Annotated in this window: 11 protein-coding genes; all 11 read right to left on the reverse strand. The window is 36.8% G+C overall.

The annotated features are described in order from the left end of the window. The gene (gene rimP / locus SHYC_RS07850; protein WP_039646036.1) at positions 1 to 468 is read right to left on the reverse strand and encodes a ribosome maturation factor RimP; all 468 of its coding nucleotides are present in this window, start codon (positions 466 to 468) and stop codon (positions 1 to 3) included. 126 nt (positions 469 to 594) lie between these two features. Further along, positions 595 to 4,905: a PolC-type DNA polymerase III gene (locus tag SHYC_RS07855; protein WP_039646038.1), complete on the reverse strand. Its 4,311-nt coding sequence runs from the start codon at positions 4,903 to 4,905 to the stop codon at positions 595 to 597. A gap of 192 nt (positions 4,906 to 5,097) precedes the next feature. Then, complete coding sequence (locus SHYC_RS07860; protein WP_039646040.1) at positions 5,098 to 6,804, reverse strand: proline--tRNA ligase; 1,707 nt, start codon at positions 6,802 to 6,804, stop codon at positions 5,098 to 5,100. A 28-nt stretch (positions 6,805 to 6,832) separates the two neighbouring features. Beyond that, positions 6,833 to 8,113, reverse strand: a complete 1,281-nt coding sequence (rseP, locus tag SHYC_RS07865; protein WP_039646042.1) for an RIP metalloprotease RseP — start codon at positions 8,111 to 8,113, stop codon at positions 6,833 to 6,835. Between the two features lie 6 nt (positions 8,114 to 8,119). Continuing rightward, positions 8,120 to 9,250: a 1-deoxy-D-xylulose-5-phosphate reductoisomerase gene (locus SHYC_RS07870; RefSeq protein WP_039646044.1), complete on the reverse strand. Its 1,131-nt coding sequence runs from the start codon at positions 9,248 to 9,250 to the stop codon at positions 8,120 to 8,122. 15 nt (positions 9,251 to 9,265) lie between these two features. Then, positions 9,266 to 10,045 carry a phosphatidate cytidylyltransferase gene (locus tag SHYC_RS07875; protein ID WP_039646046.1) on the reverse strand — a complete coding sequence of 260 codons (780 nt, stop codon included), beginning with the start codon at positions 10,043 to 10,045 and terminating at the stop codon, positions 9,266 to 9,268. A 13-nt stretch (positions 10,046 to 10,058) separates the two neighbouring features. Further along, complete coding sequence (locus tag SHYC_RS07880) at positions 10,059 to 10,820, reverse strand: undecaprenyl pyrophosphate synthase (RefSeq protein WP_039646047.1); 762 nt, start codon at positions 10,818 to 10,820, stop codon at positions 10,059 to 10,061. 149 nt (positions 10,821 to 10,969) lie between these two features. Further along, on the reverse strand, positions 10,970 to 11,524 hold the full coding sequence (gene frr / locus SHYC_RS07885; RefSeq protein WP_039646048.1) for a ribosome recycling factor: 555 nt from the start codon (positions 11,522 to 11,524) through the stop codon (positions 10,970 to 10,972). A gap of 18 nt (positions 11,525 to 11,542) precedes the next feature. Continuing rightward, positions 11,543 to 12,265 (reverse strand): UMP kinase, encoded by a 723-nt coding sequence (gene pyrH / locus SHYC_RS07890; protein WP_039646050.1) that lies wholly within the window; start codon positions 12,263 to 12,265, stop codon positions 11,543 to 11,545. Between the two features lie 153 nt (positions 12,266 to 12,418). Further along, positions 12,419 to 13,300: a translation elongation factor Ts gene (tsf, locus tag SHYC_RS07895; protein WP_197708976.1), complete on the reverse strand. Its 882-nt coding sequence runs from the start codon at positions 13,298 to 13,300 to the stop codon at positions 12,419 to 12,421. 178 nt (positions 13,301 to 13,478) lie between these two features. Further along, positions 13,479 to 14,255 (reverse strand): 30S ribosomal protein S2, encoded by a 777-nt coding sequence (gene rpsB, locus SHYC_RS07900; protein ID WP_039646054.1) that lies wholly within the window; start codon positions 14,253 to 14,255, stop codon positions 13,479 to 13,481. Between the last annotated feature and the right edge of the window lie 55 nt (positions 14,256 to 14,310).

A 14,310-nucleotide genomic window follows, 5' to 3' on the forward strand; every position in this document is an offset into this window, starting at 1 on the left:
CTATAACATCACTGCATGGCGTGCTTTTGCGATTTTGTCACGTGGTATCGTGATATTTTTAGATTTCGCTTTCATTTTTACTTCAATTGTGATTTCTGTATCCGTCACATCTTTTAATATCCCTAACCATTCTTTTTCACCCTCAACCGGTGCATATAAAGATACAAATACAGGCTTCGAGACCGCATTTTGAAAATCTTTTTCCTTTTTGATTGGGCGTTCTGCACCTGGTGACGCAACGTCAAGATAGTAAGCTTCTGAAATGGGATCATGTTCATCCATGACTTCGCTTATTTTTTCTGATGCTAATGTGCAGTCGTTTAAATCGACACCGCCTGGCTTATCAATTGAAATGCGTAAATAATGGTCACGACCTTCTTTTGCAAATTCAACATCCACTAAGTCATAATTTAATGCTTCAAGGACAGGTTGGATTAACGTTTCAACTTGCTCTGTAACTTTACTCATACGAGCCCCCTTATCAGCGGTACACAAACAGAAAAGAGCGGGTGATACCCACTCTTTCTCCTTGAGTCCAAATTTATAAGCATGATTATTATAGCATAATCACGAGATTCCTACAAATGTCTTCCATTACATATCAAAAATTGACAATTGCGCTTTGTCAGGCATATTTGGCAAAGAGCCTAAATCATCTAAGTATTCGATGACTTTTTGTGACACGCCTGCTTTTTTATTTAAGTCTTCTTTAGATAAAAACGGACCGTCCTCACGTGCTTCTACGATTCGTTTAGCTACGTTTTCACCTAGTCCTGGGACTGCGACAAATGGAGGGATCAGTGTGTCACCGTCTATAATAAATTCATACGCTTTACTTTTTTCTAAACTTACTGGTTGCATGCGAAATCCTCTTTGTGCCATTTCATTCGCGATTTCAAGTACGGTCAACACATCTTTTTCTTTTTTACCTAAATCCATGTACTTTGCATACATTTCTTTAACTGTATTTCGAATACTATCTTTATCTTTAACCATCGTTAAAAGATCAAAATCTGATGCACGCACTGTAAAATAACTCGCATAATAATATAACGGATGATGCACTTTAAAATAAGCAATTCTCACGGCCATCAGTACATAAGCCGCGGCGTGTGCTTTCGGGAACATGTATTTGATTTTTTTACATGAGTCTAAGTACCATTCTGGTACACCATTGTCCATCATAACTTGTTCCCACTCTTCGCTTAATCCTTTACCTTTACGTACAGATTCCATAATTTTGAAGGCAAGAGAAGGTTCTAATCCTGCATACATTAAATACACCATGATGTCATCACGACAACCGATACAACTTGAGAGCGTACACGTTCCACTACGAACGAGCTCTTGGGCATTGCCAAGCCATACATCCGTGCCATGCGAAAGACCTGATATTTGAACAAGTTCCGAAAATGTCGTCGGCTTTGTGTCTTCTAACATTTGACGCACAAAACCCGTTCCAAATTCAGGTACACCGTAAGTTCCTGTTTTTGCTAAAATTTGTTCTTCCGTCACACCAAGTGCTTCTGGTGAACTAAAGATACCCATGGTTTCTTTATCATCTACAGGGATTGTTTTAGGATCGATTCCCGAAAGGTCTTGTAACATACGAATCATCGTAGGATCATCGTGTCCTAAAATATCGAGTTTCAATACATTATCATGAATCGAATGGAAGTCAAAGTGCGTCGTCATCCATGAGGCACCTTGGTCATCAGCAGGGTATTGTATTGGCGTAAAATCATAAATATCCATGTAATCAGGGACTACAATGATACCACCTGGATGCTGACCTGTTGTTCGTTTAACACCCGTACAACCTTTAACTAAACGGTCCACTTCAGCCCCACGTTTATGAATGCCTTGATCATTCAAATAACCTTTCACAAAACCGAATGCTGTTTTCTCTGCAACTGTACCAATTGTACCTGCACGAAATACTTTATCTTCACCAAAAAGTACTTTCGTGTAATTGTGCGCATGCGGTTGGTACTCACCACTAAAGTTTAAGTCGATATCTGGCACTTTGTCTCCCTTAAATCCAAGGAACGTTTCAAATGGGATATCTTGACCTTCTTTAATCATCTCCGTGCCACATTCACACATTTTATCAGGCAAATCAAAACCCGACCCTACTGAACCATCATCAAAGAACTCACTTTTTTTACATTTTGGACAAATATAGTGTGGGGGTAAAGGATTTACTTCTGTAATTTCAGTCATGGTCGCAACAAAACTTGATCCCACTGAGCCACGTGAACCAACGAGGTAACCATCATCTAGCGATTTTTTTACGAGCCGTTGAGAGATGAGATAAATTACCGCAAATCCATTACCAATGATACTTTCCAATTCTTTCTCAAGGCGATCGATGACAATTTGTGGTAAGTCTTCTCCATAAAGCGCTTTTGCATTGTTATAACTTAATTCACGTATTTCTTCATTTGCACCGTCCATGTTAGGTGTAAATAATTTATCTTTTATTGGAACGACTTTTTCAATACGATTTGCAAGTGCCCGCGTATTATCTACAACAATTTGTTTCGCGCGGTCTGCACCTAGAAAGTGAAATGCATCTAACATTTCGTCTGTCGTTCTGAAATGAGCTTCTGGTAACGTCGTACGATTTAACGGATTACCCGGTTGGGATGCAATCAATATTTGTCGTGCAATACCATCATGTTCATGTAAATAATGCACATTACCAGTGGCAATTACAGGAATTTGATTCGTCTCACCAACTTGTAAAATCCGTTCATATATTTCTTCTAACGTTTCATGATCCCTGATTAATTCTCGATCTAATAAATCCTGATACAATGCTGGCGGTTGAATTTCAATGTAATCATAATATTTTGCAATACGTTCAACTTCAGATTGATCACGCTGCATGACAGCTGTAAAGACCTCACCTTCATCACATGCAGTCCCTACTAATAATCCTTCACGATATTCGTCTAGCAATGAACGCGGAATTCTAGGGGTGCGATAGTAATACGTAACAAGTGATTCACTCACAATTTTAAAGAGATTTTTAAGACCTGTTTGATTTTGAACGATTAATGTCACATGTTGTGGGCGTGCACGTTTATAGGCATCTTCATTTGATAAACATTGATTAATATCTTTATGATTATGCACATTTTTTTCTTTTAATTGTGCAAGCATTTTAATAAAAATATAGGCCGTTGCTTCCGTATCGTAAATGGCTCTATGATGTTGTGTGAGTTCAACGCCATATTTTTTAGCTAAAAAGTTCAGACCATGTTTACCATAACTTGTATTGATGGTTCTTGAGAGTTCGAGTGTGTCTATCACACCATTCGTTGATGGACCGAAACCAAGACGTTCATAACCTGTATCAATAAAGCCCATATCAAATGATGCGTTATGCGCAACAAATATTGCATCTCCAACCCACGTTTTGAATTCTGTCAGTACCTCTTCGATTTCAGGAGCATCTTTTAACATATCATCTGTAATATGCGTTAAGTTTTTAATTGTTTCCGTTAATTTTTCATGTGGATTACTAAAACGTTCAAACTTATCAATGATTTCTCCGTTTTTCACTTTAACCGCTGCAAGTTCGATTATTTTATCGTATTGGTTTGAAAGACCTGTTGTTTCAACGTCAAATACGACATATGTCGCATCTTTTAGTGCTATATCCGTCGGTTTATAAGCAATTGGCACACCATCGTCGACCAGCATGCCTTCCATTCCATATATCATTTTAATCCCATGTTTTTCAGCAGCTGCATGCGCATCTGGATATGCTTGAACAACGTTATGGTCTGTAACAGCAATCGCTTCATGTCCCCATTTTGCTGCTTGTGCAACATATGAACCAATGTGTGTGACCCCATCCATTTGGCTCATCGACGTATGTAAATGGAATTCAACACGTTTTTCTTCAGCTTTATCTAGTTTTGGTGCGCGTTTTACTTCTTCAATATCTGACATCATCATAACAAGATCACGAATAAACATGTCTTCTTCTATACGTCCTTGAGCGCGTATCCATTTCCCTTCAGAAAGTGCTTTGAAATGTTCTAAATCATCTTTATTTTTACGTGTAAACATTTTCAATACAAGGGAATCCGTATAGTCCGTCACTTTTAGTTCAACGATGTGACGTCCACTTTTTAGTTCTTTAATATTGATGTCAAAAATGACTCCTTCGATTGCCACTTTAAATTCTTCTTCAATGATCGTTTCAATGGCTCTAATCGCTTCTACTTGTATCGTTTTACCTATTTTACACTTATCAACCGTAACGCCTGCTTCTTCTTGTTTAGCACGCGCTTCTTTCATTTTTTCTATTTTCGATGTCGCTTCTCGCGCACTTTGAACATCTTCTTGTTGAATGTGCGCTTCTAATGATGCTAAATCATCATCATGACCACTGTCGTCCGTTTCAAATATGACTTTGGATACATCAAAACCACAATCTTTCAGAGCGGAAAGTAGACTCCCATTACACGCTTTATCAAAGTGGTTTCGCTCCACATCATTTTGCACAAGTACTTTAACGATAGATCCTGACATAATGATTTTCTTTTGTTTTAATTGACCTTTCACTTTAGGCGATAACTTCGTCTTATCAATACAACTCGAAAAATATTTGAGCAAATGCTCATCTTGTTGCGACGTGTCTTTAATTTGAAATCGCGCATGTATCGTTGCGATATCTTGAAACGCTTCTGATAATGCATGCATAAACACCATGTAGTCTTCATAATTCAAAAAATAAGGTAACACAATATGAAACGTCCAAGAACGATTTTTTTCAGAGACATCAACACGAGTCAGTTCACCTTGCTCAACAATCGTATCATCTAATTGTGTTTTTAAACTCAATTGCTGAAGAAGTATTTTAAATTTTTCATGATTCTGTAATGCCACGATTTATAAACCACCTTATGTACGATAATACATGTACGTTTTATTAATTGTTTCATAAAAGAAAGTGAGACGTAAAACCATCTATCCTCCTGATTTTAGCGTCTCACCTTGCTATTCGTAACGTCCATTCAAATGAACAAGCATTCACTTGAATTAATCAGTTACTATTATATCAAATTAAAAGTCATTCTGTTATTGAATTTGTTCAAAAAGTTCTGCGATATGGTTCGCTAAATCATCAATGTGAACATCTTCTTTTTCGCCATTATCACGGCGTTTAACTTCAACAATGCCTTCACTCGCATGCTTCCCTACAACGATACGAATTGGTAACCCGATTAAATCTGCATCGTTAAATTTAACACCTGCGCGTTCTTGACGATCATCATATAAGACATTGTAGCGCGTATTGAAGTCATCATAAATACGATCTGCAAGTTCACGTTGATCATCTTTCTTTGGATTCACTGAAATGACGTGAAGGTCATATGGTGTCACAGACTTAGGCCAAATAATACCGTTTTCATCATGGTGTTGCTCTATAATGGCACTAAGTGTACGTGAAACACCAATACCGTAACATCCCATCGTTAATGTTTGTTCACGTCCTTGATTGTTTAGTACCGTCGCATTCATTGACTCAGAATATTTCGTACCTAAAACGAATACTTGGCCAACTTCTATACCTTCAGCAAATTGTGCAGTACCCGAACCATCACTTAAAGGTTCACCTTCTAAAATAAATCTAAAATCACCATAGGCTTCTACGTCAAAATCGCGACCTACATTCGCATTGACATAATGATATCCATCTTCGTTCGCACCAATAACTAAATTCGAAAGATCTTGAATATAGTGATCTGCATAGATTTTAATATCTTTATTTGTAATTGGACCTAATGAACCTGGTGATGCGTCTAATAAATTACGGATGTCATTGTCATTCGCAAGTTCTACTTGACCTGTTTTGAAGAAATCTTTTAATTTAACCTCATTAATTTCATGATGGCCACGTACGAGAACGAGCACAAATTCACCATCAACTTTAAAAATCATTGATTTCGTTATTGTATCAAGTGGTTTATTTAAAAATGATGCCAATTCTTTAGCTGTTTTCACATTTGGCGTTTCGATTTTTTCAAGTGCTGCTTCAGGTGCTTTTTGCGTTTTTGATGGGATATAAGGCACTTCAGCTTTCTCAATATTCGCGGCATAGTCACTTTCATTACTATAAACAATCGTATCTTCACCAATAGCGCTCAATGCGTGGAATTCATGCGTATGATTACCGCCAATTGCACCTGAATCCGCAACAACTGGACGTACGTTTAAACCGACACGTTTAAATATGCGACCATACGCCTCATACATATCTTGATATGTTTTCATGAGCGACGCTTCATCTGTATGGAAGGAATACGCATCTTTCATAATAAACTCACGACCACGTAACAAACCAAATCTTGGGCGCTTTTCATCACGGAATTTCGTTTGAATTTGGAACAATGTTAAAGGAAGTTGTTTGTATGAACGTAATTCATCTCTCACTAAAGAAGTAATAACTTCTTCATGAGTTGGTCCTAATGCAAATTCACGTTCATTGCGATCTTTTAATCGCATGAGTTCAGGACCATACGCTTCCCAACGCCCTGATTCTTTCCATAACTCTGATTGTTGTAATACCGGCATCACTACTTCAACAGCATCAATACGCTCCATTTCTTCACGAATAATTTCAGAAATATTTTGTAACACGCGCGTTGCAAGCGGTAAATAACTATAAATACCCGCTGCATTTTGTTTAATGAGTCCTGCTTTTAATAATAATTGATGACTAATCGCTTCAGCTTCAGCTGGAACTTCACGTAATGTAGGTATAAAAACTTTTGATTGCTTCATCCTTTATTGTTCCTCCTTTAATGAATGTTTATAAGAAATAGCGTTGAATGTCATTCCATGTCACTAAAATCATGATGATGACAACAAAGAGTGCTCCTGCGGCTATAATCACTGTTTCTGCCTTTTTGTTCGCAGGTTTTCTAAAAATCGCTTCGTATGCAACAAATAAAATACGTCCACCATCCAGTGCTGGAATAGGTAATAAGTTCATAATCCCTAAGTTGACGCTTAGGATTGCTGTAAAATTAATTAAGTTGATAATTCCAGTTTTAACAACAGTATCAACGTTTTTATAGATGCCTACAGGACCATTTAACATATCAAAACTAAAATGACCTGTAAATATACTGCCAATCAAGCCGACTACTGCAGTAAACACTATTTTTCCATACTCAACCGTTTGTGTTAATCCAAAAATAAGGGGTTCAATTGGACTCACTTCTTTTGTAGGTAGAAAACCTAATTGATATTTTGATATCGTTTTCGTTTTGGTCACATTTTCCACAAACTTTTTAGGAGAAAATGTTTCAGTATGCACTTTGCCATTACGCTCATATTTCAACGTTGTTTTGTCACCATTTGTCGCTTTCATTTCCTTTTGAACATCACGTAAATTATGCGTGGCGTGTCCATTAATTTCAGTGATGACATCTCCCTTTTTCAATCCAATTTGAGCAGCTGGTGTGTTAGGCGCGACTTGATCCACTTTATTCGTTGGTGCCCCTTGCCAATATGCAAGACCAATCAGTAATACCGCGGCTAAAATAAAGTTAAACAAAGGCCCTGCAAACAATGTTAAAAACTTTTGATACGGTTTTTTGTAAGTAAATTGACGCTCTCTAGGCGCTATTTGGATAAGACTACCATGTTGTACGAAAAAGGCTTTTTTGGCAATCGTGTAATGATGGCGTGTTTGGTCGTGTGCCATAATGCCTTCAATATATAAATCGTTATTAAAGTCTACTTTTTTGACTTCTATAGCTTCCATTTGTTGGAATTTATGTTGATCATCTAAAATAATATGTGTAACTTCATCGTGATCATTTAATTTGATTTTTACGTGCATCCCGGGTTGTACAGGGGCTTCCTCCATACCGTCTCCAGCCATTCGTACATAGCCACCAACAGGTAATAAACGAATCGTGTATAACGTTTCATTTTTACGGAAACTTAAAATTTTTGGTCCCATTCCAATTGCAAATTCCGGACACATAATACCCGCACGTTTTGCAAAAAGCATATGACCATATTCATGCACAGATACTAGTAATCCGAATACACAGATAAATGCAATGATGGTAATAAACACAGATTTTTACACCTCGTATTCTTTATTTTTGTAATGCGCATCGAGCGCTAAAATTTGTTCAAGTGTTGGGTTTTGAATGACCTCGTGTTGATCCATTTCACGTTTAATCAATCGTTCGATATCTAAAAAGCGAATTTCTTTATTCAAAAATTTCGCTACCGCAACTTCATTGACGGCATTTAAAACAACAGGCATTGTGCCACCGATTTTGATTGCGTCATATGCATATTGTAAGCAACGATATCGATCGAAATCCATAGCTTTAAAATGTAGTTGTGCAACCTCAGCTAAATTTAAAGAAGGTGCTCGATGTTCTATGCGCTTTGGATAAGTAAATGCATATTGTATTGGCATGCGCATGTCGGGCGTACCTAGTTGTGCCATGACACTTGTATCTACAAATTCCACCATAGAATGAATGATACTTTCTTTATGTAATATCGTTTCAATTTTAGAAATATCTAAATCAAAAAGCCATTTTGCTTCTATCACTTCAAACCCTTTATTCATCATAGTGGCAGAGTCGATCGTGATTTTATGTCCCATACTCCAATTGGGGTGATTTAACGCATCTTCTACGGTTACATTTTCTAATGCGTCTCGTGACAAATCTCTGAACGAGCCACCACTCGCAGTAATTGTAATCTTTTTTATTTGCTTGTGATCTTCGCCATTTAAACATTGAAAAATTGCCGCGTGTTCCGAATCTACAGGTAGTATATTCACATCATAGCGACGCGCATGTGCCATCACAAGTTCACCTGCAACAACAAGCGTCTCTTTGTTTGCGAGTGCTATATCTTTACGTGCTTCAATTGCGCGCATCGTTGGTTCTAATCCCACACTTCCAAGTAACGCATTAAGAACGAGATCATTTTTAGCATACGTCGCCACTGTTATTAAACCTTCTTTTCCTGAAACGACGTTGACATCATAATCTAAAAAGGCCTCAACGTCTTCTTCATGTTGCACTGAAATGATATCAGGGCGATGCTTTTCAACAATTTCTTGCGCATAGGCGATGTTTTTCCCCACTGTAAAAGCAACGAGATTAAATTCATTTGGATGGCGTTCAATGACATCTATGGCCTGTGTTCCGATAGAACCCGAAGCCCCTAACACTGCTATATTTTTCATCGTTTTCACTTCACCTTACATTTGAATTAAGAAAAGATACATTAAAGGTAATACAAACATAAAACTATCGAATCGATCTAGAATACCACCGTGACCTGGTAAAAGCCGACCTGAATCTTTCACACCAAAGTGACGTTTAAATCCCGATTCAACTAAATCTCCTAATTGACCGAACGCACTAAGTACAATGGTCATAATTAATACCCAAATCATACCGTAATCGAAAGGCACAAAAAACATAAATGCCAATGGTACAAGCAAGCTACATAATAAACCACCGATAAAGCCTTCGATTGTTTTGTTTGGGCTGATGACTGGCCACAACTTGTGTTTACCAAACGAACGACCGAAAAGATAAGCACCCGTGTCCGTCAACCATACGATAAGTAAACCAAATAATATATAATGTAAGCCTGCTTCACGTGTTTCATAAAAATACATAAAACCAATTCCAACGTATGCAACTGACATTAAACAAAACGCTGAGTCCATAAAACTAAATCTATTTTTCGACATCACAGTATAACTTAATAAAATAAAACTTAATGCAATTAATAATTTTTGTTGTACCATTGGAACCCACGAAAAATCTTGCGGTAGTAAAATTAAAATTAAACCGATGGCGCTAATGATTCCTGGAACGGATATCAATTGAATGCGATTCATATTTAATAACTCTTTTAATGCAATTAAAGCAAGAATTGATGTAAAAAGCATCCATGTCGTTCCACCAATTAATAAAATTGGCAAAAATACGATTAACGCAACTATGGTAGTAATCGTTCTTACCTTCATAACCTTCTCCTATCTACAATCCCCCAAAGCGACGTTGTCGAGATTGATATGTTTTTATACATGATTTCAATTCATCTTCATCAAAATCTGGCCACATTTTTTGGTTGAAAATAAATTCACTATATGACAATTGCCAAATTAAAAAGTTACTCACACGTTGTTCTCCAGATGTACGTATTAATAATTCTGGATCAGGATAGTTGGCTGTCATTAAATACTTTTGGAAAACTTTTTCATCTATCGCATCAATGTCAGCATCACTGACATTTTTCATCTCTTTCAACATCGATTTTAGACCAGATATAATTTCAGCACGACCACCATAATTAATGGCAAAAATCAGCGTTAAACCAGTATTGTGTGCTGTTTTACGTTTTGCTTCTTCAATAGCCTGTATTGTTTTACGAGGGAGTTGATCTATAAATCCTATCGTTTCAACTTTAACGTTTTTTTCGATGAGCTCAGGTAAAAACGTATTTAAAAAGTTGACAGGTAATCCCATGATGTAATTAACTTCTTCTTCAGGACGAGACCAATTTTCGGTAGAAAAGGCGTACAGCGTTAAATATTTAACATTTAAATCATTTGCAGCACGCGTAATGGTCTTAATTGTCTGCATCCCTTGATAATGCCCTTTAATCCTAGGCATTTTTCTCTGTTTCGCCCATCGACCATTACCATCCATGATGATTGCAATGTGTTCTGGTATATTATGTAAATCTAAAGTGTCGACCTGAGATGATTTATCTTCATTATTTTTAAATTTCTTAAACATGCGTGTTCCTCCGAGCCTCATTACGTCTCATATTATTATAATCTTTAAAATGTACAATTATCTACCATTTTATCACACTCAAATCACTCATTGAATCACAAAGAAAAAAACTGTACCAAAGTCTGATTCGGTACAGTTTCACAAATGATTTACACAGACATAATGTCTTTTTCTTTATCTGTAACAAGTTGATCAATTTGTTTAATTGACTCATCTGTTACTTTTTGAACATCATCCGAACCTGAACGTAATTCATCTTCAGTGATATCGCCGTCTTTTTCTTGTTTTTTCAAAGTATCATTTGCATCACGACGAATATTACGTACAGAAACTTTCGCATTTTCACCAGTCTTTTTAACTTCTTTAACAATTTCTTTACGTCGTTCTTCAGTTAATGCTGGTACTGTAATACGAATTACTTCTCCATCACTAGTCGGTGTTACACCTAAGTTTGCTGCGTAAATTGCTTTTTCAATATCAGCTAATGACGTTTTATCGTAAGGAGAAATCACAAGTAAACGTGCTTCTGGAACACTAATACTTGCTAATTGTTGTACTGGTGTTGGTGCGCCATAATAATTAACGTTCACACCTGCTAATAAATTTGAATTTGCACGGCCTGCATTAATTTGAGCCAGTTCACGTGATAAATTTTCAATTGATTTTTTCATACGTGATTTCGTATCTTGAATAATTTCACTCATCAGAAAGTCACCTCTAGATTATTTTGTAATAATTGTTCCAATTTCTTCGCCTAAAACAGCACGTTTAATATTTCCTTCTTCCATGATAGAGAACACTTTAAGTGGAATATTGTTATCCATACAGAATGAAGAGGCTGTTGAATCCATCACTTGTAATCCTTCTTGCAATAATTGTAAATATGTTAATCGTTCATATTTAACCGCATTAGGGTCTACTTTCGGATCTGCAGAATATACGCCATCTACATTGTTTTTACCCATTAAAATGACATCTGCTTCTACTTCAGCTGCTCTTAATGCAGCAGTTGTGTCTGTTGAGAAATAAGGATTACCGATACCTGCTGCAAAAATAACGACACGTTTTTTCTCTAAATGTCTAATGGCACGACGACGAATATACGGTTCTGCTACTTGCTTCATTTCGATAGATGTTAGTACGCGTGTATCGCAATCTAATTGCTCTAAGCTATCTTGTAATGCTAATGCATTCATAACAGTTGCGAGCATACCCATATAGTCGGCAGTTCCGCGATCCATACCTAAATCACTACCTGTTTTACCGCGCCAAATATTACCACCACCAACAATTACAGCGACTTCTGTATCCATCTTCGCCACTTCTGCTACTTGCTGTGCAATGCTTTTAATAATGATTGGATTAATACCAAATCCTTTATCTCCCGCCAGTGCTTCACCACTTAGTTTCAAAACTACTCGCTTATATTTTGAAGTTTCAGCCATTATAATAACCTCTCTATTCGTTTTATGTAAAACAATACAAGTAAAGAAGACACAAGAGGTATCTTCCTTTAACACGGCTTCAATATGCTTTTATTGAAGTCATGTAAAGGAGGACACAAAAGGTGTCTTCTTTCTCATAATAAACCGTGTCTATTATTTCATTTGTCCTTTAACTTCATCAGCGAAGTTTTCTTCACGTTTTTCTAAACCTTCACCCACTTCGTAACGTACGAAGTCTACTAATTGACCACCTTTTGATTTAAGGAATTGTTCAACAGTTTGATCTGGATTTTTAACGAAGTCTTGGTTAACTGCACAAATTTCTTGTAAATATTTACGTAAACGACCTTCAACCATTTTCTCAACGATATTTTCTGGTTTACCTTCGTTAAGTGCTTGTTGTTTTAATACTTCTCTTTCATGGTTGATTTCTTCTTCACTTACTTGGTCTGAAGAAACGTATTTAGGGTTAATTGCAGCGATGTGCATTGCAACATCTTTTGCAGCTTCTTCATCTGTAGTACCTACAACAACTGAAAGCACACCGATACGTCCACCCATGTGTAAGTAAGCACCGAATGCATCATTGTCAGTTTTAGTACGTAATTCAAAACGACGTAAGCTTAATTTTTCACCGATTGTTGAAATTGCTTCGTTCATATGCTCAGAAACTTTTTTACCATTTGGAAGTGTTGTTTCATTTAAAGCTTCAACTGATTCAGCTTTCGTTTCAAGAATTTGGTTAGCAATTTCTTTAACAAGTTGTTGGAAACCTTCATTACGTGCAACGAAGTCTGTTTCAGAGTTGATTTCAACGATAACTGCGTCGTTACCTTTCACTTCAACATGTGTAATACCTTCTGCTGCGATACGGTCTGCTTTCTTAGCTGCTTTAGCAATACCTTTCTCACGTAAATAGTCAATTGCTTTATCAATGTTCCCATCAGTTTCTTGAAGCGCTTTTTTACAATCCATCATACCAGCGCCAGTTTTTTCACGTAATTCTTTAACAAGTTTAGCTGAAATTGCCATCACTATTCCTCCAATATCATGTCTTAATATATTTTAAAAAAAGGGGCTGGGACATATTGTTGTCCTAGTCCCTTAAAATGCGTTTGTACTTAAAATTGCGTCATCGATGTAACAAAAAATTGGAAACATCACGTCGGCATGGTCATGAAGTGATTCATTGGACCTCATTTTAAGATTCTATTTATTTAGACTCAACAGTTGATTCTGTTTCTTCAGTTGACGTTTCTTCTTCATTTAAGTCGATGTTTTGCTCAGCAGCAACTTCATCGTTAGAAACACCTTGTTGACCTTCTAAAATCGCATCTGCCATTTTACCAGTTAATAATTTAACCGCGCGAATCGCGTCATCGTTCGCTGGGATAACGTAATCGATTTCGTCTGGATCACAGTTAGTGTCAACAATACCTACGATAGGAATGTTTAATTTACGCGCTTCAGCAATAGCGTTGCGCTCTTTACGAGGATCAACAACGAATAATGCTTGAGGCATAGATTTCATATCACGAATACCGCCTAAGAATTTGATTAAACGGTCGTATTCTTTTTTAAGTTCTACAACTTCTTTTTTAGGAAGTACGTCGAAAGTGCCGTCTTCTTCCATTTTTTCAATTTCAGAAATACGTTTCACACGTTTAGAAATTGTTTTGTAGTTTGTTAAGATACCACCTAACCATCTTTGGTTAACGTAGTAGTGTCCTGCACGTTCAGCTTCAGCTTTCACTGATTCTTGCGCTTGTTTTTTAGTACCTACGAATAAGACTTTACCGCCATCTTCAGATACTTGTTTGATGAAGCTATATGCTTCTTCAACTTTTTTCACTGTTTTTTGTAAATCAATGATATAAATACCATTTCTTTCAGTGAAAATGTACTTTTTCATTTTTGGGTTCCAACGGCGTGTTTGATGACCGAAGTGAACACCAGCTTCTAATAATTGTTTCATAGAAATGACTGCCATGATTAAAATTCCTCCTATTGGTTATTATCCTCCACATGCGCTAACACAAAAACGA

This window comes from Staphylococcus hyicus (assembly GCF_000816085.1).
GTDB lineage: Bacteria > Bacillota > Bacilli > Staphylococcales > Staphylococcaceae > Staphylococcus > Staphylococcus hyicus.